The organism is Saccharothrix sp. DSM 118769 (assembly GCF_052936295.1).
On the sequence record NZ_CP193627.1, the window covers coordinates 6,734,616 to 6,759,083 of the forward strand.

At 74.3% G+C, this 24,468-nt stretch carries 15 protein-coding genes; 11 read left to right on the plus strand and 4 right to left on the minus strand.

From position 1 onward, the window contains the following. Window positions 1–279: 279 nt before the first annotated feature. Window positions 280–696, plus strand: a complete 417-nt coding sequence (locus tag ACRAKJ_RS27975; RefSeq protein WP_438921623.1) for an anti-sigma factor antagonist — start codon at window positions 280–282, stop codon at window positions 694–696. Between the two features lie 49 nt (window positions 697–745). Here the strand turns inward: ACRAKJ_RS27975 and ACRAKJ_RS27980 are convergent, their stop codons facing one another. Continuing rightward, window positions 746–1,021 (minus strand): hypothetical protein, encoded by a 276-nt coding sequence (locus tag ACRAKJ_RS27980; protein WP_438921624.1) that lies wholly within the window; start codon window positions 1,019–1,021, stop codon window positions 746–748. Window positions 1,022–1,128: 107 nt separating this feature from the next. Between ACRAKJ_RS27980 and ACRAKJ_RS27985 the strand changes: the two genes are divergently transcribed. The 8 genes from ACRAKJ_RS27985 to ACRAKJ_RS28020 all read left to right on the plus strand — a co-directional run bounded on the left by ACRAKJ_RS27985 (window position 1,129) and on the right by ACRAKJ_RS28020 (window position 9,302). After that, window positions 1,129–1,281, plus strand: a complete 153-nt coding sequence (locus ACRAKJ_RS27985) for a hypothetical protein (RefSeq protein ID WP_438921625.1) — start codon at window positions 1,129–1,131, stop codon at window positions 1,279–1,281. Then, entirely contained in the window at window positions 1,278–1,379 is a 102-nt protein-coding gene (kdpF, locus tag ACRAKJ_RS27990) for a K(+)-transporting ATPase subunit F (protein ID WP_438921626.1), read from the plus strand. The genes ACRAKJ_RS27985 and kdpF overlap by 4 nt, the downstream gene beginning before the upstream one ends. Further along, entirely contained in the window at window positions 1,379–3,001 is a 1,623-nt protein-coding gene (kdpA, locus tag ACRAKJ_RS27995) for a potassium-transporting ATPase subunit KdpA (protein ID WP_438921627.1), read from the plus strand. Before kdpF ends, kdpA begins: the two co-directional genes overlap by 1 nt. Next, window positions 2,998–5,031, plus strand: a complete 2,034-nt coding sequence (gene kdpB, locus ACRAKJ_RS28000) for a potassium-transporting ATPase subunit KdpB (protein WP_438921628.1) — start codon at window positions 2,998–3,000, stop codon at window positions 5,029–5,031. Before kdpA ends, kdpB begins: the two co-directional genes overlap by 4 nt. 1 nt (window position 5,032) lies before the next feature. After that, window positions 5,033–5,575: a potassium-transporting ATPase subunit C gene (locus ACRAKJ_RS28005; RefSeq protein WP_438921629.1), complete on the plus strand. Its 543-nt coding sequence runs from the start codon at window positions 5,033–5,035 to the stop codon at window positions 5,573–5,575. Window positions 5,576–5,822: 247 nt separating this feature from the next. Next, entirely contained in the window at window positions 5,823–6,515 is a 693-nt protein-coding gene (locus ACRAKJ_RS28010; protein ID WP_438921630.1) for a protein phosphatase 2C domain-containing protein, read from the plus strand. A gap of 102 nt (window positions 6,516–6,617) precedes the next feature. Next, complete coding sequence (locus ACRAKJ_RS28015) at window positions 6,618–8,375, plus strand: sigma-70 family RNA polymerase sigma factor (protein ID WP_438921631.1); 1,758 nt, start codon at window positions 6,618–6,620, stop codon at window positions 8,373–8,375. Window positions 8,376–8,447: 72 nt separating this feature from the next. Further along, window positions 8,448–9,302, plus strand: a complete 855-nt coding sequence (locus tag ACRAKJ_RS28020; RefSeq protein ID WP_438921632.1) for a maleylpyruvate isomerase N-terminal domain-containing protein — start codon at window positions 8,448–8,450, stop codon at window positions 9,300–9,302. A gap of 6 nt (window positions 9,303–9,308) precedes the next feature. Here ACRAKJ_RS28020 and ACRAKJ_RS28025 read toward each other — a convergent pair whose 3' ends face one another. The 3 genes from ACRAKJ_RS28025 to ACRAKJ_RS28035 are packed head-to-tail and all read right to left on the minus strand — an operon-like array spanning window position 9,309 to window position 13,643. Continuing rightward, window positions 9,309–9,908: a phosphoribosylanthranilate isomerase gene (locus tag ACRAKJ_RS28025; RefSeq protein ID WP_438921633.1), complete on the minus strand. Its 600-nt coding sequence runs from the start codon at window positions 9,906–9,908 to the stop codon at window positions 9,309–9,311. A gap of 58 nt (window positions 9,909–9,966) precedes the next feature. Beyond that, the gene (locus tag ACRAKJ_RS28030; protein WP_438921634.1) at window positions 9,967–11,841 is read right to left on the minus strand and encodes a tachylectin-related carbohydrate-binding protein; all 1,875 of its coding nucleotides are present in this window, start codon (window positions 11,839–11,841) and stop codon (window positions 9,967–9,969) included. Then, on the minus strand, window positions 11,838–13,643 hold the full coding sequence (locus ACRAKJ_RS28035) for a tachylectin-related carbohydrate-binding protein (protein ID WP_438921635.1): 1,806 nt from the start codon (window positions 13,641–13,643) through the stop codon (window positions 11,838–11,840). Before ACRAKJ_RS28035 ends, ACRAKJ_RS28030 begins: the two co-directional genes overlap by 4 nt. Window positions 13,644–14,088: 445 nt before the next feature. Between ACRAKJ_RS28035 and ACRAKJ_RS28040 the strand changes: the two genes are divergently transcribed. Together ACRAKJ_RS28040 and ACRAKJ_RS28045 are read left to right on the plus strand one after the other, a co-directional pair. Then, entirely contained in the window at window positions 14,089–23,841 is a 9,753-nt protein-coding gene (locus ACRAKJ_RS28040; protein WP_438921636.1) for an RHS repeat-associated core domain-containing protein, read from the plus strand. After that, on the plus strand, window positions 23,832–24,458 hold the full coding sequence (locus ACRAKJ_RS28045) for a hypothetical protein (protein ID WP_438921637.1): 627 nt from the start codon (window positions 23,832–23,834) through the stop codon (window positions 24,456–24,458). Before ACRAKJ_RS28040 ends, ACRAKJ_RS28045 begins: the two co-directional genes overlap by 10 nt. Window positions 24,459–24,468 lie beyond the last annotated feature (10 nt).

Below are 24,468 nucleotides of genomic sequence, written 5' to 3' on the forward strand. Positions count from 1 at the left end.
AGGCACGGCGCGTCGCGCGGTCGGAGGGGTCGTGGCGGTCGCCGCCCTGGCCACGGCCCGGGATGCGCGCCGCGACCGCGGGGCGGCACGGTGTGGGCCGGTGTCGACCGCACGACCGGGTGACCCACCTTTCGGGTGACGCGGAGTAGTTGCACGGTGCCGGCCGGGGCCGTACGGTCGAGGTGGGTCGACGTCCACACGTCCGTTCGCGCGGAGCGACGATACGGGTTGAAACACGAGCTCGGTTGCCGGTTCTCGTGGCTTGCCGAGAGGTGCCCCATGTCCGATGCCCACCCCGTGACCGCCCCCACCCTCCGCACCCTCGAACACGACGACATCCCGGTCGTCGCCGTGGCCGGCGAGATCGACGCCTCCACCGCGCACCCCGTCCGGGCCCGGTTGGCCGCCCTGCTCGACCGCCGGCCGTCCGGTCTCGTCGTGGACCTGTCCGACGTCGGCTTCATCGGCTCCACGGGCCTGCAACTGCTGCTGGAGGCCGTCCTGCGCTCCCGGCGGCAGGGCACCGCGCTGGTGCTGGTCGCCGCCCACCGCGCGGTGCTGCGCCCGCTGGAGATCACCGACCTGCACCACGCGGTCGCCGTGCACCCGTCGGTCGAGCAGGCCCTGGCGGCGGTGCGCGACCGGCTCGCCGGCGGTGGCGCGCAGCTCCCGCCGCCGCGCCACCGGCAGCGGTGACGGCCCGGCGGGCGTGACCGCTCGGGGCTGAGCGCCCGGGGCCGCCGGCTCAGCCCTCCAGCAGTTCGCCGACCTGCACGCGGAAGTGGAACGTGGACGTGCGGCCGTCCACGACCACCACGTACGAGTCCTCACCCACCCGGATGACCTGACGCGAGCGCACCGACCACGGGTAGGCGGGCACGTGCTCGCGCGCCAGCCTCAGCGCCTCGGCGCGGGCCGCCTCGCGGTCCGCCGAGGCCCAGGTGTGGGACAGCTTCCACTCCCGGCCCTCCCCCATGCCCCGCGCTTCCTCCAGGAGCACCCACCACCGCGTGTCGTCCACGTCACTGGGACGCCCACCGGTCGGGCCGGGTTCCGTCAACGCGGCGTCAAGGTCCCGGTCACGGGTGTCAAGGAGGCGTCAGGCCGCCCGGCGCGGCCCCCGTCCCGATGCACTCTTCCGGGCGTCGCGGTCCCGCGAACGGGGGACCGCCCGAGGCGTCTGGAAGGAGCACGCCCATGGCCGACCTGGCCTACGCGTCGCTGCTGATCGGGGTGTTCGCGCTGCTGGCGCTGACCGTGCGCGGACTGGAGCGGTTGTGAGCGGCACCGGGGTGGTGGCGAACGCCGTCGGCGGCGTGCTCGCCCTGCTGCTGCTCGGGTACCTGTTCGTCGCCCTCGTCCGGCCGGAGAGGTTCTGATGTCCCCGACCGCGGCCGGCCTGCTCCAGGTCGGCCTCCTGCTCCTCGCCCTGGCGGTCGCGCACCGCCCCTTCGGCGACCACCTCGCCCGCACCTACACCGACCGGGAGCACCTGCGGGTCGAGCGGGTCGTCTACCGCGCGGCCCGCGTCGACCCCGACTCCGAGCAGCGGTGGGGCACCTACGCCCGGGCCGTGATCGGGTTCTCGTTCGTCGGTGTGGTGCTGCTCTACGCGTTGCAGCGCGCGCAGTCGCTGCTGCCGTGGGACTTCGGGCGCGGGGACGTGCCGCCGGCGACGGCGTTCAACACCGCGGTCAGCTTCGTGACGAACACGAACTGGCAGTCCTACGTGCCCGAGACCACCCTGGGGCACGCCGTGCAGGTGGTCGGCCTGACGGTGCAGAACTTCGTGTCCGCCGCCGTGGGCATGGCCGTCGCGGTCGCGCTGGTGCGCGGGTTCACCCGCGAGCGCACCGACCGGTTGGGCAACTTCTGGGTCGACCTGACCCGCGGCGTCGTGCGCGTCCTGCTGCCGGTGTCGTTCGCGTTCGCGGTCGTGCTGGTGGCGGCGGGCGTGGTGATGAGCCTGCGGTCCGGGGTGGACGTGGACGGGCAGGTCGTCGCCACCGCGCCGGTCGCGAGCCAGGAGGCGGTCAAGCTGTTGGGCACCAACGGCGGCGGCGTGCTCAACGCCAACTCCGCCCACCCGTTCGAGAACCCGAGCGGCTGGTCCAACCTCGTGCAGGTCTTCCTGGTCCTGCTGATCCCCGTGTCGCTCACCCGCGCGTTCGGCACGATGGTCGGCGACCGCCGGCAGGGGCACGTGCTGCTCGGCGTGGCCGGCGCGCTGTGGGGCGCGGTGCTGGCGCTGGTCTGGGCGGCGGAGGCGAACGGCCTGCGGCCCCTGGAGGGCAAGGAACTGCGCTTCGGCATCCCGTCGAGCGCGTTGTTCGCCAACACCACCACGGCGACGTCGACCGGCGCGGTGAACTCGATGCACGACAGCTTCACCGGCCTGGGCGGCGGCGGTCTGCTGCTGAACATGCTGTTCGGCGAGCTGACGCCCGGCGGCGTGGGCACCGGCCTCTACAGCATCCTCGTGATGGCCGTGATCGCGATGTTCCTGGCGGGCCTCATGGTCGGCCGCACGCCGGAGTACCTGGGCAAGAAGCTGGGCCGCCGCGAGGTGACGGCCGCCGCGGTGTCGATCCTGGCCGTGCCGACCGTGCTGCTCCTCGGCGCGGGCGTGACCGCGGTCCTGCCGTCCACGCCGGGCGCGCTGGCCAACCCGGGCGAGCACGGCCTGTCCGAGATCCTCTACGCCTACGCGTCGGCGGCGAACAACAACGGCAGCGCGTTCGCCGGGCTCACCGCCACGAGCGACTGGTTCCAGGCGTCGCTGGGCGTGTGCACGGCCCTCGGCCGGTTCGTGCCGATCGCCGCCGTGCTGTGCCTGGCCGGTTCGCTGGCCGCGCAGCGGCGGGTCCCGGCCACCGCGGGCACGGTGCCCACGACCGGTCCGCTGTTCGCGACGCTGCTGGCCGGGGCGATCGTCCTGGTCGCCGCGCTCACCCACGTCCCCGCCCTCGCCCTCGGTCCCGTCGCGGAGGCCCTGCTGTGACCACCACCAGAGACCGTCCACTCCGGACGGTTCACCCGACGTCCCCCCGCCCGGTCGCGGCCGGCGCGTTCCGCCCGCGGCAGCTCCTCGCGGCGTTCCCCGACGCGCTGCGCAAGCTCGACCCGCGCCACCAGCTGCGCAACCCGGTGGTGTTCGTGGTCTGGGTCGGCTCGGCCCTCGTCACGGTGTTCGCCGCGACCGACCCGAGCGCCTTCACCGTCTCCGTGGCGGTGTGGCTGTGGCTGACCGTGCTGTTCGCGAACCTGGCCGAGGCGGTCGCCGAGGGGCGCGGCAAGGCACAGGCCGACTCGCTCCGGCGGGCCAAGACCGACGCGGTCGCCCGGTTGACCGACGGCCGCACCGTGCCGGGGACCGACCTGCGGGTCGGCGACCTGGTGGTCGTCGAGGCGGGCGAGGTGGTGCCGGGCGACGGCGACGTCGTCGAGGGCGTCGCCACCGTGGACGAGTCGGCCATCACCGGCGAGTCCGCGCCCGTGGTCCGCGAGTCCGGCGGCGACCGGTCCGCGGTGACCGGCGGCACGACCGTGCTGTCGGACCGGGTCGTCGTGCGCATCACCGCCGAGCCGGGCGAGACGTTCGTGGACCGGATGATCGCCCTGGTCGAGGGCGCGCGGCGGCGCAGGACGCCGAACGAGGTCGCGTTGACGATCCTGCTGTCCACGCTGACGATCACCTTCCTGCTCGCGGTCGTGGCGCTGCAACCGTTCGCGGTGTACTCGGGGGGCGAGCAGTCGGTGGTCGTGCTGACCGCCCTGCTGGTGTGCCTGATCCCCACCACGATCGGCGCGCTGCTGTCCGCCATCGGCATCGCGGGCATGGACCGGCTCGTGCAGCGCAACGTGCTGGCCACCTCCGGCCGGGCCGTGGAGGCGGCCGGCGACGTGGACACGCTGCTGCTGGACAAGACCGGCACCGTCACGTGGGGCAACCGGCGCGCCACCGGGCTGGTCCCCGCGCCCGGCGTGCCGCTCGACGTCCTGGTCGACGCGGCCCGGCTGTCGTCGCTGGCCGACGACACGCCCGAGGGCCGCAGCGTGGTCGAGCTGTGCGCCGCCGAGCACGGCCGGTCGCCCGGGGCCACCGCGCACGAGAGGACCGGCGAGTTCGTGCCGTTCAGCGCGCAGACCCGGGTGAGCGGCGTCGACCTCGACGGCCGCCGCACCCGCAAGGGGGCGGCGAGCGCGTTCACCCTGGACGAGCCGGTGAGGGCGGTGGTCGACGGGATCAGCGCGGCCGGCGGCACCCCGCTGGTGGTCGCCGAGGACGACGTGGTGCTGGGCGTCGTCCGGCTCTCCGACGTGGTCAAGCCCGGCGTGGCGGAGCGGTTCGGGCAGCTGCGCGCGATGGGCATCCGCACCGTGATGGTCACCGGCGACAACCCGCTCACCGCCCGCGCCATCGCCGCCGAGGCCGGGGTCGACGACGTCCTCGCCGAGGCCAGGCCCGAGGACAAGGTGGCGCTGATCCGGCGCGAGCAGGAGGGCGGCCGGCTCGTCGCGATGACCGGCGACGGCACCAACGACGCGCCCGCGCTGGCCCAGGCCGACGTCGGCGTCGCGATGAACACCGGCACCTCGGCCGCCAAGGAGGCCGGGAACATGGTGGACCTCGACTCCGACCCCACCAAGCTCATCGAGGTCGTGGAGATCGGCAAGCAGCTGCTGGTCACGCGGGGCGCGCTGACCACGTTCTCGCTGGCCAACGACCTGGCCAAGTACTTCGCGATCCTGCCCGCGATGTTCGCCTCGGTGCACCCCCAGCTCGGCCGGCTCGACGTCATGCACCTGGCCTCGCCGCAGTCCGCGATCCTGTCCGCGGTGATCTTCAACGCGCTGGTGATCGTGGCGCTGATCCCGCTGGCGCTGCGGGGCGTGCGCTACCGGCCGTCCGGCGCCGCCGCGCTGCTGCGGCGCAACCTGCTCGTCTACGGGCTGGGCGGCGTGGTCACGCCGTTCGCCGGCATCTGGTTGATCGACCTCCTCGTCCGCCTCGTCCCCGGGATCGCCTGAGATGACCTCGTTCGCCAAGCAGGCACTGGCCGGACTGCGCGTCCTGCTCGTGCTCACCGTGATCACCGGCGTGCTCTACCCGGCCGCGGTGTGGGGGGTGTCGCGCCTGCCGGGCCTGCACGACCGGGCCGAGGCGGTGGGCACGACCCTCGTCGCCGTGGACCGCGGGGACGACCGGTACTTCGCCCCCCGCCCCTCGGCCGCCGTGCCGCCCGCCTCGGGCGGCTCCAACAAGGGCGAGCGCAACGCCGAGCAGGACGCCGTCGTCGCCGGGCGCCGCACCGCCGTCGCGACGCGCGAGGGCGTGGGCGAGGACCGGGTGCCGCAGGACGCCGTCACCGCGTCGGCGTCGGGCCTGGACCCGCACATCAGCACGGCCTACGCCCAGCTCCAGGCGCCCCGCGTGGCGCGGCGGAACGGGCTGACCGAGGAGCGCGTGCGCGACCTGGTCGCCGAGCACACCGACGGCCGGTCGCTGGGCTTCCTCGGCGAGCCGGGCGTCAACGTCACCGCGCTGAACCGGGCGCTCGACGAGGCGCGCTGACACCGGCCGCACCACCAGGCCGCACCACCACCGGCCTCGCTGCCGGCAGCCGCAAGGCAGCAGCCTCGCCGGCACCGGCCGCGCCGCCGGTCCGCGTCACCTCGACCCCCGCGTCGGCCTCGCCGGCGCGGGGGTCACGCGCGGGAGGGTAGCGGGACATATCACCCCGGCACGCGTCACCGTTTCGTGGACAGGACCCACTCAGAGTGTCCTACGATGGCTCATACCCACCCGGACGGAGGACGTCGTGCTGAGTGCCGCCGCCGGGAGCGAGGTCGGGCAGCGCTACCGGGCCAACTACGACGCCTTCTCGCTCTCCACCGACCCGTTGCTGGCCGTCGTCGCGGACGGCATGGGCGACGGACCGGGGAGCGCGGTGGCGAGCCGCACGGCGGTCGACCTCGTGGTGCGGCGGGCGGCGGCGGGCAAGGAGGCCCTGCTGGACGCGGTGGCCGAGGCGCACCGGCTCGTCTTCGACTTCGGGCGCGAGCACGGGGTCCTCGCCGGGTGCACGCTGACCGCGCTGGCCGAGTGCCCCGACGGGTTCTGGCTCGTGCAGATCGGCGACTCGCGGCTGTACCGGTCGCGCGGCGAACTGCTGGAGCTGCTGACCGTGGACCACACGATGGCCTGGCTCGGCGCGGTGCACGGCTGGTACCCGTTCGACTCGGCCGAGGCCCGCGCGGCGCGGTACCACCTGACCCGGTTCGTCGGCCACGTCGACGCGCCGGCGCCGGACCTCGTCAAGGTGGAGGTGCGGCCCGGCGACGTGCTGCTGCTGTGCACCGACGGGGTCGCCGAACAGGTGCCGCACCACCGGGTGTCCGACGTCCTCGGGCGGGACGCGCCGCCGGGGGACGCGGTGCGCGACCTGCTCGCCGCCGCGGGGGCGGCCGGGGGACGGGACAACGCCACGGCGATCGTGGTGCGTTCGGCCTAACCCCCTTGGCCTCAGGGGGTTCGGAGGTTCCCCCGACTGCCGGGGTTTCTATATCGTCGCGCTTCGTGGTCACCACGCAGCGCAGTGGGGAGGAGACGTCCGGTGATCGGGCAGCCCGACGGACGTGACGTGCAGCGCTGGCGGACCTCGGACCGAACCTCGTCGCGGGAGGAGCTGGAGGTCGCCCTGAGCGCGTCGTCACCCTCGATCCGGTCGGTGTCCTCGGCCAGGTCGACACCCTCGGCCAGGTCGACGTCCTCGGCCCGGTTCTCGCCGAGGCCGCCCTCGGACGCCGAGCTGATCGACGCCGTGCGGGGCGGTGAACTGCGCGCCTACGGGCAGCTCTACGAGCGGCACGCGACGGCGGCGCGGACGTTCGCCCGGCAGCTGTCGCGGTCGGCGGTGGAGGCCGACGACCTGGTGTCCGAGGCGTTCGCCCGGGTGCTCGACGTGCTGCGGGACGGGCGCGGGCCGGACTCGGCGTTCCGCGCCTACCTGTTCACCGCGATCCGGCACACCGCCTACGACCGGCACCGGCGGGAGAAGCGGGTCGAGCTGGCCGACGACGTGTCCGCCGTCGCGCCCGAGGCGACCGTCGTGCCGTTCCACGACCCGGCGGTGGCGACGCTGGAGCGGTCGCTGGCCACGCGGGCGTTCGCGAGCCTGCCCGAGCGGTGGCAGACGGTGCTGTGGCAGACCGTGATCGAGGGCCAGTCGCACGCCGAGGTGGCCCCGCTGCTCGGGTTGACCGCCAACGGCGTGTCCGCGCTGGCCTACCGGGCGCGCGAGGGCCTCAAGAAGGCGTACCTCCAGGCGCACCTGGAGGACGTGCCGACCACCCGCTGCCGGGCGACCGTCGACCGGCTCGGCGCGTGGACCCGCCGGGGGCTGAAGGGCCGGGAGGCCGCGCAGGTCGAGACGCACCTCGACGGCTGCGTGCGGTGCCGGGCCCTGGCGGAGGAGCTGGCGGACGTCAACGGCGCGCTGCGCGCGGTCGTCGCGCCGCTGGTGCTGGGCGCCGGGGCGGCCGGTTACCTGGCGACCACGGCGGGCGCGGCGGAAGCGGCGGTCGGCGCGGCGGGCGCGGGCACGGCGGCGGTCGGCGCGGGTGCGGCGACGGGTCCGGCGGGCGGTACGGCCGTCTCGGTCCCGCAGTGGCTGGGCGCCGCGGCCTCCACCACGGCGCTGGTGGTCGCGGTCGTGTGGGGGGTGGGGTCGAGCGGGCTGGAGGCCGTGCCGCCGCCCGAGGCCCTGCCGCCCACGCTGAGCGCCGACCCGGGGCAGCCGGCGACGACGACGCCCGGCAACGCGGCGCCGCGGGTGACCGCGGCCCCCTCCGGCAGCGCGACGGCGGCGACGCCCACCGACCCGGGCGGGTCCTCCGGGGTCGTCACGACGCAGCCGGGGACGTCGACGTCCGACGAGCCGCCACCCGGGTCCGCGCCGGACGCGCTGGTGCCGCAGGTGCCGACGGACTTCTCGCTGGGCAGCGGCGGCCCGCCGGTCGACCTGCCGATCACCGTCCGCAACACCGGTTCGACACCCGCGGCGGCGCCCGCGCTCGTGCTGGCGCTGCCCGAGGGCTTCCAGGTGGTCGGTCCCGGCAACGGGCTGCGCGGCGCGCCGGTGGTGGCGTTCGACGGCGCGCGGGCGCAGGAGACCGTCCCCTGCCCGGCGGGCAGGGGCAGGGTGACGTGCACGGCCTCCGGGGAGCTGGCCCCGGGCGACTCGGTGCGGTTCGTGTTCCGGCTGCTCGCGGGTCCGAAGTCGAGCAGCGGCACGGCCACCGGCACGGTGACCGCCGCTCCCCTCCCCCAGGTGACCATCGGGTTCCCGGTGGCGGTGACGCCGAAGAAGTAGCGGGGCGGCCCGGACGCACGACTCGCCGCCGCCACCGCGCCGCGGCGACCCCTACGGCGTGGAGGCGGGAACGTGGAGCTGGAACTGACCGACCAGGGGTGGCACGCGCTGCGCGGCGCGCTCGCCGACGCGGCCGACCGGTTCGCGCGGCTCATCACCGACCGCTGGGAGCCGGGGCGGCGGGCGGTCGGCACGTGGTCGGTCGCCGAGACCGCCGCGCACACCGCGATCGTGGCGCACCTCGACGCGGGCCTGCTGGTCGACCCCGAGGCGGCCACGGGCGTGCCGGAGGTGGACGGGCTCGTCCCGGGCACCACGCTCGCCACCCTCGCGGACCTCAACGCCGCGGCGCTGGAGCGGTTCCCGGACCGGTCGCCGGACGGGATCGCGGACCACCTGCTCACCGGCGTGGCGACGCTGCTGGAGCGCAGCGCCGACCTCGACCCGCTCGCGCCCGCGACCTGGCTCGGCCGCTCGCGGCTCACCGTCGCGTCCCTGCTCGCCCACCAGCTCAACGAGATCCTGCTGCACGGGTTCGACATCGCCGGTCCGGGGTCGCGGGCGTGGCGCGTCCCCCCGGAGGAGGCGGCGCTCGCGTTCGACGTGTTCCTCATGCGGCTGCTCGGCACCGACGACCAGGGCGTGCTGTTCGGGCCGGGCGTGGGCGGCGGGCGGCGGGTGTCCGTGGAGCTGCGCTCCGACCGCACGACACCCGTCGTGCTCACCACCGGCGGGGGCGGGCGCACCACCGTCGAGCCGCCGGACGGCCGCGCCGACGCCCGCATCCGCTTCGAACCGGCGGCGTTCATGCTGACGACCTTCCGGCGCACCCGCCTCACCCGCGCCCTCGCCACCGGCCGGCTCGTCGTCTCCGGGCGACGCCCGTGGGTCGCGGTGGAGTACCTCAGGCGGACCCGGACCCCCTGACGGTGGTCAGGCGGCGCGGGCGGCGGCCACGAAGGCGCGCATCAGGCCGTGGTCCTTGACGCCCCGGCTCGACTCGATGCCGCTGGACACGTCCACGCCCCACGGCCGGGCCCGCCCGATCGCCTCGGCGACGTCGTCCACGCCGAGGCCGCCGGCGAGCAGCCACCGGCCCTCCGGGCGGGCGCCGTCCAGCGCGGCGAGGTCCCAGCGGTGCCCGGAACCGGCCTCGGGCGAGTCGAGCAGGAGCATCTCCTCGCCGAACGCGCCGACCCGCACGTCGGTGCCGGGGGTGAGCGAGACGGCGCGCAGCAGCACCAGGCCCGACCCGGCCAGCTCGTCGAACGCGGCGCGCGGGTAGTCGCCGTGCAGCTGCACGGCGCGCACGCCGGCCCGCTCGGCGACCCGGCGCACCTCGGCCGGCTCGACGTCCTTGAACACGCCGACCGCGAGCACGTGCGGCGGGACGCCGGCCACCAGCTCCCGCGCCGCGTCGGGGTCCACCCGGCGCGCGCTGGCGCTGAAGACGAACCCGACCGCGTCCGCACCCGCGTCGACCGCGACCGCCACGTCGTCCCCGGTGCGCAGGCCGCACAGCTTCACGTACATGCGGCAAACCCTAACGGCGGTGGCGGGCGGGGGCCGGCCCACCCACCACCGCCCCGGCTCACCGCGCGGCCGTGGCCCCGGTGGCGCTCCGGGTGGGCGCGGGGCCCGTGCCCACGAAGGACGTCGCGACGAGGCCCTGCGGGGTGCGCCAGGTGAAGATCGGCTTCCCGTCCGCCAGCACGGTGCCGGCCGGGTCGGTCGCGGTCTCCTCGAAGTAGCGCACCCGCCACTCGCCGAAGCCCGCGGCCGGCGCGAGCTGGCTCGCCTGGCGCACGTAGCCGTCGTCACCGCGCACGGCCAGCTCCACCAGGCCGCCGCCGGTCAGGACGGCGTCCGGCGCGCCGGGCGCGGTCAGCTCGCCCACCTGTTGCCACGTGCCGCCGAACGCGCCGCCGGCCTCCCGCTGGGTGAGCACCCGCCCGTCCGCGCCGCGCGCGAACACCTGGAGCTGCCCGTTGGGGTGCGCGACGGCCGAGGGCCGCGCGGTGGTGCCCGCGCCGACCACCCGCCACGCGCCGGGCGTGCCGTCGACCACGCGCAGCACCCGCGCCGAGCCGTCGGTGAACCGGGCCACCACGTCCAGCGCGGTCCCGTTGCGCAGCACCGCGAAGTCGGCGGTGACGCCGCCGGTCGCGATCCGCCGCCACGCCTCGTACCCGCCGTCCGCCGCGACCTGGCGGCTCTGCCACAGCCCGCCCGCGCCGTCGGCCGCGAACAGCGCCAGCGCGCCGGACGCCTCGGTGCCGACCACCGGGTCACCCGCCATCCAGCCCTCGTGGGCGGTCAGGCCGGTCCCCCACACGCCGTTGCGGACCTGCTGCACCTTGCCGCGCAGCCCCGCGTCGTCCGAGCTGTTGGCCAGCACCTCCAGCCGCCCGTCGCCGCGCACGCCCGCGCCCGGCCGGCCGGTGTGCAGGTGGTACTCGGGGAACGTGGCGTAGTCGAGCAGCCCGTAGTCGCCCGCGTAGCGCTGCTTGGCGGCGGTGAGGCCGCCGGCCGGGTTGACGTAGAAGAACGTCACCAGGCCGTCGGGTCCCTGCACCGGCGTGGTCGGCGCGTCGTAGCGCTGCGGCACCGCCGGGCGCTGCGGCACGGCGGCCCCCGTGACGCGGCACGCGTCGGACTGGCCCTCGACCTGCCAGTCGGGGAGCCAGCCGCCGTCGCCGACGATGCTGCCGGACGCCGCCGCCCACGTCCCGTCGCCCGTGTAGCGGTACCACTTCAGCTGCTGCGTGCCGCCGTTCAGGGCGTAGAACACGCCGCCGCCGACCGAGGCCACGTCGGTGAACTGGTTCCAGCCGGCCGCGCCGACCTGGGGGCCCTCGACCAGCCAGCGCCGGCTCTCCGCGTGGTAGGTGTACTGGTGCAGCGCGCCGGCGTGGGTGCGGGCGAACAGCACGCCGTCGCCCGAGGCCCACAGCATGGTGAAGCGCGACGCCCAGCCGACCGCCAGCGTGCGGTCGAGCGTCGTCCACGCGCCGTTGACCTTGGTGTGGCGGTACCAGTGCAGGTTGCCGTCCGGGGCGATGCCGTAGAAGTCGCCCTTGGCGTCGACCACGAGGGTGTCGCGCGACCACCCCGTCCAGCCGGTGCGCACGGTGTCGCCGACGCCGCCGTTCTCCCAGCCGGAGCCCAGCCAGCGGAACCGGCTGAGCGTCCCGTCGGGCGCCAGCTCGTACACGACGCCGTCCGGGCCGCCCAGGGTGATGCCGTCCCAGGCGAAGCCGTGGCTGAACTGCGTCCGCCAGCTCGGGTTCCCGTTCTCGGGCTCGTCGTGCTGGTAGAGGGTCAGGCTGGTGTCGGGCTTGCGCACGTGCAGGGGCGCGCTCGTGCTGCACTGGAAGGTCTCCGCCGCGCCGGCGGAGCCGGTGGCCAGGGGCGTGAGCGCGGTCGCCACGAGCACCGCGGCCAGGAGACCCGCGGCCCGGTTCACCGCCGCACCGCCGTGGTGCCTGCGTGGGTGGTCTGGGCGGCCGGGCTCTGGACGTACGAGGTGGCCACGAGGCCGCCGGGCGTGCGCCAGGTGAAGATCGGCTTGCCGTCCGCCAGGACCAGGCCCGTCGGGTCGGTCGCGGTCTCCTCGAAGTACCGCACGCCCCACTGGCCGAACCCGGCGGCGGGCGCCCCCTGGTCGGCCTGGTGCACGAACCCGTCCGCGCCGCGCGCGGCGAGCGCCATCAGGCCGTTGCCCTTCAGCACGGCCGCGGGCGAGCCGGTGGTGGCCAGGTCGCCGATCGCGGACCACGTGCCGGGGAACGCGCCCGCGCTCTCGCGCTGGGTGTGGACCAGGCCGTCGGCGCGGCGGGCGAACACCTGGAGGTCGCCGTTGCCGTGCGCGACGGCGGCGGGCCTGCCGGTCACCCCCGCGCCGACGGTGCGCCACGCGCCCACGACGCCGCCGGTGACGCGCGCCGCCCGTGCCGTGCCGTCGGTGAAGCGGGCCACCACGTCCACGGCCGTGCCGTTGCGCAGCACGGTGAGGTCGGTGCTCAGGCCGCCGGCGGCGATCGCGCGCCACGCGGCGTACGGGCCGTTGGGCGCGATCTGGGCGCGCCGCCACAGCGCGCCGGCCCCGTCGACCGCGAACTGGCTCAGCGCGCCGTCCGCCCCGGCGACGACGACGGGGTCGCCGAGCAGCCAGCCGCGGTCGGCGGTGACGGGCGCCGGGCCCCACACGCCGTTCTTGAGCTGCTGCACCTTGCCGCGGTACTCGCCGTCGTCGTGGCTGTTGGCCAGGGTCTCGAACCGGCCGTCCTGGCGCAGGCCCGCGCCCGGCTGCCCGGTGAAGTCGAAGTGCCCGGTGAACGTGCTGTAGTCCAGCAGGCCGTAGTCGCCCGCGGTGCGCTGCGCGGCGAGGCTCAGGCCGCCCTCGCCGTTGACGTAGAAGTACGACACCCGGCCGTCCGGCGCCTGGAGCACGGTGGTCGGCGCGTCGAAGCGCTGCGGCACGGCAGGTCTGGTCGGGAGGGCGTTGCCGGTCAGCCGGCAGCCGTCGGTGTCGGCGACCACGTCCAGCTCGCCGTACCAGCCCCAGCCGACGAGCTTGCCGACGTCGCGGCCGGTGTCCGCCCACGTGTCGGTGTCCTCGTGGTAGCGGTACCACAGCAGCTCGCCGCCGTTGTCGGCGCGCGTGGCGTACAGCACGTCACCGCCGGGCGAGAAGATGCGGTTGAACATGTTCCAGCCGAACCCCGCCGGCCGCGCGTGGTGCACGAAGCGGTCGGACGCGGCGTGGTAGCGGTACCGGAAGAGCTCGCCGCCCGGCTTGCGGGCGTACAGGACGCCGTCACCGGCGGCCACGACGAGGTCGTACTGGTCCCACCCGGTGTCGATGACCTTGCCGCTGCCGGTTTCCCCGCTCCACCAGCCGGTCGCGTCGTCGCCCTCCCAGACGAACACCTCCAGGTTCCCCTCGGGGGTGATCTCGTACAGGCGGCCCTTTTCGTCGACCGTCACCTTGTTGCGGTGCTCGGCCTGGCCGTAGCGGCCCCAGCCGCTGCCCACGACGCGGAAATGCGCGCCGTTCCACGAGTCCCAGTTCCCGGTGGTGTCGTTCCAGCGGAACCTGCGCAGGTCACCGGTGGCCGCGACCATGCTGTAGAGGACGCCGTCCGGCCCGGCCAGGGTGCGCCCGACGTCCCAGCCGCCCCCCACGGTCCGCTTCGTCCCCCAGTCGAAGTTCCCGTTCTCCGGGTCGTTGTGCGGGTAGGTGAAGATACTTCCTCCGGGCGTCACCCCGTACACCTTGACAGCGGTGTCGCAGACGAGTGCGGCGGCCGATGCGGAAATTTCCCCGTGCGCCGCCGGAACAGAAATCCCGGCCATCCCGAAAACCAGGGCGAGCACTGCTCCGGAACTGTTTTTGAGCAGGCTCGCGCTCACTCTTGACATGCACTTCCCCCTGGTCGAACTCGACGGTCGAGGGGACCGTAACGGACACCCGGCACACCGGCCAACCCCTTCACAGTTATCCCCACCAGCGGTAACGAGGTGACGGACGGTATCGCTGGGCGGGGTCCGCTAGGCCGAGCGAGTTAACCGGTGGTCTGCACCACGTCATGTGACGAACAGTCACTTGCCTTTTTTCGATCCGGGCTGGATGCTTCAGCCCGACACGGCCTAGGGGGGCCTGCGGTGGCACGACGGCACCGCGCCTGTCGACACGGGGGGATTCCGGACAATGACCGCTGGGCGTATTCGGCGTGCGCGCTCCAGGCTGCCGCGCTCACCGCGCGGGAGAATTCTGGCCGCGCTCGGCCTGGTGCTCGTGGTGTTCTTCGGCGCGGTCGCGCCGGACGCCGTGGAGCTCCTGCCGCGGTGGGGGTCCACCTCGTCGGACCCGGCCGCCGAGGCGGGCGCGCTCGCGCCCGACCAGCCGTGGGGGTCGGCCGAGGGGCAGGAGCACGAGGTGCGGGGGGAGGCGCCCAACCGCGCCCTGCCCCGCTCGGAGCTGGCCAAGCACCCGCAGCCGGACTTCCCCTCAGACGCGACGAAGCCCAACGAGGTCCGCGAGGTCGCGACCTCCTCGGACCCGACCGGGTTCGACCCGGCCACCAGCCGCGAGGACGAGGGCGCGCGGCAGGCGTTCTCCCGCACGTTCGTCAACGCCGACGGGACGCGGACCACCGAGTTCAGCCAGGCACCGGTCAACCACCGGCGCGACGACGGCTCGTGGCACCCGGTGGACACCGCGCTCGTGGCCGACGGCGACGGGTGGCGCAACGCCGCCGACCAGGTCGACACCCGGTTCGGCGCGACCGCCTCCGAGTCCCCCTTCGTGCGCGTGGCGCTGTCCGACGAGCACGAGATGGCGTTCGGCCTGGCCGGCACGGCCGCCGCGCGCGGTGCCGCGCAGGGCAGCCGGGTCACCTACCCCGGCGTGGCCGCGCACACCGACCTGCGGCTGGACGTGCTGCCCGGCGGGGTCAAGGAGACCCTGGTGCTGGCGTCGCCGGACGCGCCGCGCAGCTGGGTGTTCCCGCTGCGGCTCAAGGGCCTCACCGCGAAGCTGAACGAGGGCCAGGTCGAGCTGGTCGACGGCGACGGCCGCGTCCGGGGCGTCGTCCCGGCCGGGTTCATGACCGACTCGCACGCCGAGAACCCCGTCACCTCCCACGACGTGCGCTACGACCTGGTCGACCACGCGGGCGGCCCGGCGCTGCGCGTGTCCGTCGACGACGCGTGGCTGCGCGACCCGGCCCGCACCTACCCGGTGCTGGTCGACCCGTCGGTGCACGGCGCGACCGCGAACGCCGCCGTCGTCACCTCGGGCGGCACGCGCACCGGCGGCACGGAGCTGCACGTCGGCGGCGGCAGCGCGATGTACCTGAAGTTCGACGGCGTCTCCCAGGCGCTGGCCAACCACCGCGTCTTCGGCGCGCAGCTCTACCTGACCAGCTTCGACGCGCCCTCGTGCCGGCCCGAGCCGATCGTGGTGCAGCCGATCACCGCGGGGTGGACCGCGTCCGGCTCCGGCCACCCGCCGACCGGCGGCACCATCGGCACCGCGTCGTTCGCGCACGGCTACGTGGCGCTGGGCCAGTCGCACTCCGCCTGCCCGACCGCGGCCCACTCGATCGACCTCGGCGACGCGGGCCGCGACCTGGTGCACGGCTGGACGCACGGCCAGGCCAACAACGGGCTCGCGGTGAAGGCCGTCAGCGGCTGGAAGAAGTTCACCGGCGTGGGCACGGCCAACCCGCCGCGCCTGTTCGTCACGCACACCCCGTACGACGCGGGCTACCGCATCGAGCGCGGCGTGCCGGAACCGCCGGTGCTGCGCACCCAGGACGGCAAGGTCCGCATCGCGGTGACCAACCGCGGCTCCCAGCCGTGGACGCCGGGCGCCTACAAGCTGGCCTACCGGCTGTTCACCGCCGAGGGCAGGGCGGTGGACTCGCGGGAGTCCGCCGCGCTGGACCGCGTCGTGCCGGTGGGCGACACGATCACCCTGGACGCCACGGTGCACCGGGCCAACCCGGGCGACTACCTGCTCGACTTCAGCATGGTGCACAACAGCACCTACTTCACCGACGAGCAGATCCCGCCGGCACGGCTGTCGATGACCGTGTTCGAGGTCCCGCCGATCGTCAAGGCGCAGTACCCGCCGGCGGGACACTCCGCGCCGACGCTGACCCCGCAGCTGTGGGCCGACGCGGTGGACGTGGACGCGCCGCCGAACACGAACGTGCTCTACGAGTTCGAGGTGTGCGGCAGCACGGCGGACGGCACGCCCGACACCGGTTCGTGCCGGCTGTCGCCGCGCGGGGCGAGCCGGACGTGGACCGTGCCCAGGACGTGGTTGCAGTGGAGCGAGGCGTACCACTGGCGGGCGTTCGCGATCGACCCGAGCGGGACGCGCAGCGAGGCGCTGCCGTTCAGCGCGATCCTCACCGCGGTGCCGCAGCCGGACATCACCTCGCACCTGGGCGGCGCGCCGTACAGCGCGGGCGACCTGGACTTCGACCCGCAGATCGGCAACTACACCACCGGCGCGGTCGACGCGGCGATCGGCGTCACCGGCCCCGAGCTGAACGTCGCGCGCACCTACAACAGCCTCGACCCGCGCAAGGACCTGACCTTCGGCGCGGGCTGGTCCACCCGCTACGACATGCGCGTGGTGCCCGACCAGGACGGCTCGGGCAACGTCGTGGTCACCTACCCCGACGGGCAGCAGGTGCGGTTCGGCCGCAACGCCGCCGACGGCAGCTTCGACCCGCCCGCCGGCCGGTTCGCGACGTTCTACCAGGACTTCGGCCTGCCCACCCGCCCGTACGTGCTGGTGGACAAGTCCAACTCGGTCTACCGCTTCCGCGAGTTCGACGGCCGGCTGGTCACCGTGCACGACAACGCGGGCCGCGCCGTCGAGATGGACTACGGCCCGGACGGCAAGATCAAGAGGGCGATCAGCAGGCTCGTCCAGGACAACGCCGCCGCCGACCGCACGCTGTACTTCACCTGGACCGGCAACCACGTCACCGAGGTCCGCACGGACGCGCCGGTGGCCGGCGGCACGCCGATCAAGTGGACGTACAAGTACCTCGGGGACCGCCTCACCGAGGTGTGCGACCCCAAGGGCGGGTGCACGAAGTACGACTACGCCAACGGCTCGCACTACCGCAGCGCCGTCATGGACTCGCGCCCCGACTCCTACTGGCGGCTCGGCGAGGGCGCCGGCTCGTCCGACGCGGTCAGCCAGGTCGCCACGAACCTCGGCAAGGACGCGGGCGCGCACCGCGCCACCACGCTCGGCGCGCCGGGCGCGCTGGACGGCAGCCCGGACGCCTCGACGTCGTTCAACGGCACCGGCTCGTACGTGAAACTGCCCGACGGGGCGATCAAGAAGAGCCGCGACCTGTCGATCGAGCTGTGGTTCAGGACCACGAGCGGCGGCCCGCTGGTCGGCTTCCAGCACGCGCCGTTCGACCGCGCCCAGACCGGCGCGGTGCCGGTGCTCTACGTGGACCGCGACGGCAGGCTGCGCGGCCAGTTCTGGCACGGCCGGGTCGCGCCCATCACCAGCGCGGGCGCGGTGGACGACGGCGGGTGGCACCACGTGGTGCTGTCCGGTTCGCTGGCGACGCAGACCCTGTTCCTCGACGGCGCCAAGGTCGGCACGACCGAGGGCGAGATCGACGACAGCCTGCTCACCCACGGCCAGATCGGCGCCGCGCACGCCGTCGGCCCCGCCGACTGGGCGCCGCACGGCTGGTGGCCGGGCGAGGGCGTCAAGCACTTCTCCGGGCAGGTCGACGAGGTCGCGATCTACCAGCACCCGCTGGGCGAGGAGGCGGCCCGCGCCCACTTCCGGGCCCGCGAGCACGCCGACCAGCTGACCAAGGTCACCATGCCCAGCGGCCGCGTCGCCGCCGAGCTGACCCACGACACCACCAACGACCGGGTCAGCGAGTACACCGACGCCGACGGCGGCCACTGGGAGCTCGGCCTGCCGCAGGTCAGCGGCACCGAGGAGCAGGACGCGCAGGGCCGCACGGTCCGCAACCTGGTCCGCTCGATCCAGGTCACCGACCCGGGCAACCGGTCGCACTTCTTCGACTACGACCCGGTGCGCGGCCGGATCATCCGGTTCGTCGCGCCCCTCGGCACCGGCGTGCGGCTGGAGGACCGGCCCGACCCGTCGGTCGTGCCGACCACGCCGACGACCGCGCCGCCGTGCACCGCCGCCCCGACGCCCAACCCGGACGGCACGCCGTCGTACTGCGGCGGCACGGGCGTGAGCAACCCGGACTGGCAGGGCGGCCCGGTGCAGGGCGTGGGCGTGCGCACCTACGACTACGACGCCTCCGGGTTCCAGCAGACCATCACCGACGAGAACGGCCACCAGGTCGAGCTGCGCAACGACGAGCGCGGCAACGTGCTGTCGCGCAGGACGTGCCGCGACCCCGCGGTGTGCGACACCGAGCACTTCACGTACCACAAGCCCGCGCCGGGCAAGGTCAACGACACCGACCCGCGCATCGACAAGCAGCTCACCTCCCGCGACGGCCGCTCCTCCGGCCCGACCGACGACCGCTACCTGACGACGTCGGAGTACGACGCGCGCGGCGAGCTGGTCAAGCAGACGATGCCCGACGGCACCACCGTCCGGCACACCTACACCGACGGCACCACCGCGGCCGACGGCGGCGGCAACGAGCGCGCCGGCCTGCTCAAGACCACCACGGACGCGCGCGGCAAGGTCACCACCTACCGGTACTACGCCAACGGCGACCTGGCCTCCACCACCGAGCCGGGGCGCACCGACGCCGAGCCCGAGGGCCGCGTCACGAAGTACCGCTACGACCTGCTGGGCCGCAAGGTGTCCGAGACGGAGTTCTCCGACACCTACCCGCAGGGCCTGGAGACGAAGTTCGCCCACGACGAGATGAACCGGCCCGCCGAGGTCACCGACGCGCCGGTCACCAACGCCGTCACCGGCGTCCGGCACACCAAGTTCACCAGGACCACCTACAGCGCCGACGGCCAGCCCGAGAAGGTCGAGGTCTCCGACCTGGCCGGCGGCGACTCGACGCGCACCACGTCGTACACCTACGACGACCGGGGGCGGCAGGACTCCGTCACCGACGCCGAGGGCGCGAGGACCAGCTACGGCTACGACGCGTTCGGCAACCGCACGTGGACCGTGGACGCGAACGGCACGAAGGTCGAGTACGCCTACACGGCGCGCAACAAGGTCGCCGAGGTGCGGCTGCGCGGCTGGCACGGCAAGCCGGTGTCCGGCGGCGTGGGCGACGGCGAGACGCCGTCCGGCGGGTCCCTGCTGGTGCTGGAGGCCAACACCTACGACCTCGGCGGCCGGCTCGTGCGCAAGGTCGACGCCATGGGCCGCAAGACGCTCTACGAGTACACGCCGAGCGGCCTGGTGTTCCGGGTGCTGGCCGAGGTGGCGGCGACGGGCGGCGGCACCCGCCGGGTCGTGCTGGAGCGCAACGACTACGACGGCGCGGGCAACCTGGTCAAGCGCACCGGGCCCAACGGCAAGGTCACCCAGTACACCCACAACGAGGTCGGCCGCGTCACCGAGGTGCTGGCCGACCCGACCGGCCTGGCCCGGCGCACCAGCTACCGCTACGACGCCAACGGCAACGTCACCCAGGTCGCCCGTTCGGGCCAGGGCTCGAACACGCCGGGCGTGCAGTCGTCGGCCGGCTCGGTCGTCGACTACGCCTACGACAACGCGGGCAACCAGGTCAGCGAGACGGTCCAGCAGGTCAACCCGCCGCTGACGACGACCCGCCGGTACGACAAGCGCGGCCTGCTGGTCGCCGAGACCGACCCGCGCGGCAACGTGGCGGGCGCGAACGCGGCCGCGTTCACCACCGAGTTCCGCAACGACGAGAGCGAGCGGCAGGTCGCCGTGACGCTGCCCGCCGTGCAGGTGGAGACCGCGGGCGGCACGCCGGCGACCGCGCGGCCGGAGACCCTCGTCGGGTTCGACACCTTCGGCGACCAGGTCGAGGTGCGCGACGAGAACGGCCGGGTCACCCGGACGACCCACGACCGGGTCGGCCGCCCGGTGCGGGTGGAGACGCCCGAGTACACCGCGCCCGGCGGCACCGCGCCGGTCAAGGGCACCACGGTCACCGAGTACGACGCCGTCGGCAACGCGATCGCGGTGACCGGCGCGCGCGGCGCGGTCACCCGGTTCCGCTACGACCAGCTGGGCAGGCTCGTCGAGCGGCAGGACCCGAAGGCCGACGCCCCGACCGCGGTCGGCGGCGTGTGGCGGTACGCGTACACGCACAACGGCGAGCAGCTGTCCGCGACCGACCCGACGGGCGCGCGGGTGGAGTCCACCTACGACGAGCTGGGCCGCCAGGTGACCAGCACGCGCCTGGAGCGCAGGCCCACCGCGGCCGCGCACACCACGCGCCTGGAGTACAACGACGCGGGCGAGCTGCTGACGTCCACGTCCCCCTCCAACGACGTCACCCGGTACGGCTACGACGCGCTGGGCCAGCGGACCAGCGCGACCGACCCGGCCGGCGTCACCCTGCAACTGGGCTACGACGGCCTGGGCCGCTCGGTGTGGCAGCGCGACGCCCTGGGGCGCACCAGCTACCTGCGCTACGACGCCGCGAACCGGCTCACCGGCCAGTTCAGCCTCAACGGGACGGGCGGCGTGCTGCGCCGCACCTCCTACGCGCACGACCCGGTGGGCAACGTGCTCACCGCGACCGACGCGCTCAACCGCACCGCGCGTTACACCTACGACGCGGCGAGCAGGCTCACCCAGCAGGTCGAGCCGGTGTCGGACACCGAGTCGATCACGACGTCGTTCGGCTACGACGCGCGCGGCAACCGCACCCGCTACACCGACGGGCGCGGCAACAGGTTCGTCACCACCTTCAACGCGTGGTCGCTGCCCGAGTCGGTGGTCGAGCCTTCGACCACCGCGCACCCGGCCGCCGCCGACCGGACGTGGACCTCGGTCTACGACGTGGCCGGCAACGCGGTGAAGCTGACCGCGCCCGGCGGGGTGGTCCGCGACCGGCGGTACGACGCGCTCGACCGGCTGGTGTCCGAGACGGGTTCGGGCGCGGCGACGACGTCCGAGCGCGTGCGGTCCTACGACCTCGCGGGCCGGCTCACCGAGGTCGACGCGCCGGGTGGCCGCAACACCTACGCCTACGACGACCGGGGCGGCCTGCTGACCGCCACCGGCCCGTCCGGCGCCTCGTCGTTCGCCTACGACGGCGAGGGCCGCGTCACCAGCCGCACCGACGCCGCCGGCACCGCCGCGTTCGGCTACGACAAGGGCCGGCTCAAGACCGTCACCGACGGCGTGACCGGCGTCGCCCTGACCCACGACTACAACGAGGCCGGGCAGCTCAAGACGCTGAAGTACGGCACGTCCCGCACCCGCGCGTTCGACTACGACGCCCTGGGGCGGCAGAAGTCCGACGTGCTCACCGACGCCGCCGGCGCCACCGTGTCGTCGCTGGCCTACGAGTACGACAACAACGACCGGCTGACCCGGAAGGTCACCGCCGGCCTGGCGGGCGCTGGCGACCACACCTACACCTACGACCACGCCAACCGCCTCACGTCGTGGACGGTCGGCGGGACGACCACCGGGTACGCGTGGGACGCCTCGGGCAACCGCACGCGCAACGGCGCCAAGACCGCGACGTACGACGAGCGCAACCGGCTGCTGTCCGACGGCGACTACACCTACGCCCACACCGCGCGCGGCACGATGGCGTCGCGCACGTCGTCCGGTTTCACCGAGAACTTCTCGTTCGACGCGTTCGACCGGCTCGTGCAGGTCGGCGGCACGACCTACGCCTACGACGGCGCGGACCGGCTCGTCTCCCGGGGCTCCCGCGCGTTCTCCTACGCGGGCTTCGACATCGACCCGGTGTCCGACGGCGAGACGACGTACGGGCGCGGCGCGGCGGGCGAACTGCTGTCGCTGTCCTCCGGCGGCGCCCGTCGCCTGACCCTGTCGGACAAGCACGGCGACGTCGTCGGCGGCTTCGACCCGGCGGGCACCGGCATCGCGGACTCCACGTCCTTCGACCCGTTCGGCTCCGTGACCGCCTCCACGGGCGCGGCGCGCCGGGTCGGCTTCCAGGGCGACTGGACCGACCCGGACACCAAGCAGGTCAACATGGGGGCCCGCTGGTACCAGCCGGGCACCGGGTCGTTCGCCTCGCGCGACACGACGTCCGCCGCCTCCGGCCCGTCGGCCGCCTTCAACCGCTACGCCTACGGCGCGGGCCGCCCGCTCGACCTGGTCGACCCCGACGGCCACTGGCCCAACTGGGGCGCGGTGTGGAACGGCGTGAAGAAGGCGGCGTCGGTCGCGGTCGAGGTGGTCAAGGAGGTCTCCGGCTACAACGACATCGCGAACTTCATCCGCGAGCCGAGCTGGGGCAACTTCTTCTGGGCCGCGTCGAACTTCATCCCGTTCGGCAAGCTCGCGAAGGGCGCCAAGTACCTCTACAAGTACGGCGACGACCTGCTGGGCGGCGCGCGGCGCTACGGCGACGACGTGGCCTCGGGCGCCAGGCGCTACGGCGACGACGTGGCGGGCGGCGCGCGGAAGTACGGCGACGACGTGGCGGGGGCGGCCCGGCGCAACGTGGCCGACTTCGCCAAGACCGCCGGGCGTTCGGCGGCCCAGGTGGCGGCCCAGCGCGCCGCCGCGGCGGCCGCGGCGGCGGCGGCCCGACGTGCCGCGATGGAGGCGGTGACGAAGCGGGCGAAGGCGGCCATCGCGCACGCGGCGAAGAACAACCCCCTGCCGGTGCTGCAGGCCGCCCTGAAGCCGCGGATCGCGATGAAGGACCTGGTGTCGTCGGCGGCCAACGTGCCGGCGCGCAAGGTCGCGGCGGTGGCCGAGAACGTGCAGGACGTCAACAAGGTCTGGGAGACGGTCAAGGCGACCGTCATCAAGCCGGGGACGAGCGTCGTCCAGTCCGTCGGCGAGCAGGTCGTCTCGGACTTCGCGAACAGCCAGGTGCCGGGCCTGGGCGACCTGCTCAGCCTCGCGTCACCGTCCCGCAAGCGCGGCAACGGCGCGGCCCGCGACGCGGGCGACAGCTCGCGCGGCGAGGCGAGCGGCTCGTGCCCGATCTCGTTCGACCGGAACAGCTTCTCCGGCGAGACCCCGGTGCTCATGGCGGACGGGTCGCGCAAGCCCATCTCGGAGGTCGAGGTCGGCGACGAGGTCGTGGCCACCGACCCGACCACCGGCGAAACCGGCACCAGGACCGTCACCGACACCCGCTCGCACCAGGCGGAACGCCTGCTCTACGAGATCACGGTGGACACGGGCGGCACGGTGGTGGCGACCGACGAGCACCCGTTCTGGGTCGAGTCGTTGCAGAAGTGGGTGAACGCCGAGGACCTGGAGCCCGGCTACACCTTCGAGACGGCCGACCACCGGCCGGTCACCGTCACCGGCGTCCGGCCCCTCTCCCCCGACCGCGAGGTCCACAACCTCACGGTCGACGGGCTGCACACGTACTTCGTGGGTGTCGGTGCGGTCGCGGTACTGACGCACAACTCCGGCCCGAACACCGCGCCCGCCGGTTGTCCTGTCGGCACCTTCCAGGCGCTCAACGACTTCCGCGACGCCGAGACCGCCAAGATGGGGTCGAAGACCCAGCGGAGGAAGGTCTCCGTCGTCGTCGCCGGGATGGTCCCGGGCGGTGAGCCCGTGTTCGGCCGCTCCGACTGGGGCGACGGGTGCGCCGAGGACGACGTGTACAACAAGCTGTGCGCGGTCAACCCCGGCCTGGACCGCAAGGACGTGCTGTACTCCACCCCGATCAGGCCGAGGGACTACCAGCCCGCCGAGGTGTGCGCGGCGAACTGCCAGGAGAAGCTGGACCCGAACCAGTTCCCCCCTGGTACGACGCCCCAGGAAGGCGGCCGTTGGAAGGGGAAGAAGTCATGGGGGTGACGGAGACGGCCGACAGCGTCCTGCGGAACACCGCGTGGAGCGCGTTGCGCGGCCCCTCGCTGCCGGAGGGGGCCATGTCGGTGCCCGACGGGTTGAGGGCGCTCGGCTCGGCGGCGGACCGTGACGGGGCAGCTCGGGCGCGCACCGCCCTGAGCCACGCCGTCGTGCACCAGGGCAAGCTGTTCGAGATCACCTACCCCGCGGTCCGCGTGCTCGCCGAGTTCCTGACCGTGCCCGGCGACTGCGGTCGGGCGGAGGTGTACGACCTGCTGGAGGAGATCACGTACGGCTGGCCCAAGCCGGGGCAGGACGACTGGCGCAGGCCCGCGGACGAGATGCCGCACCTGGGGGACGCCTGTCGCCGGGTCGTCGGCGAGTACGTGGACGTCATCAGGCGGGACTGCCTGTCCGAGGACGTCCACGTCCGCGACTCGGCCATCGGGGTGCTGATCGCCACGTCGCCGGACCGGGACGCCCTGCCGGCGGAACTGGAGCGGTTCATCCGGCGCGAGCCGTCGGACGAACTGCGCGCGGACCTCGAAGAGACGCTGGACGACTTCGGCGCCGAGCCACTGATCCTCACGTCGTTCCGCGAATGGCTCGACCACCCGGCCTGACCACGCGGGC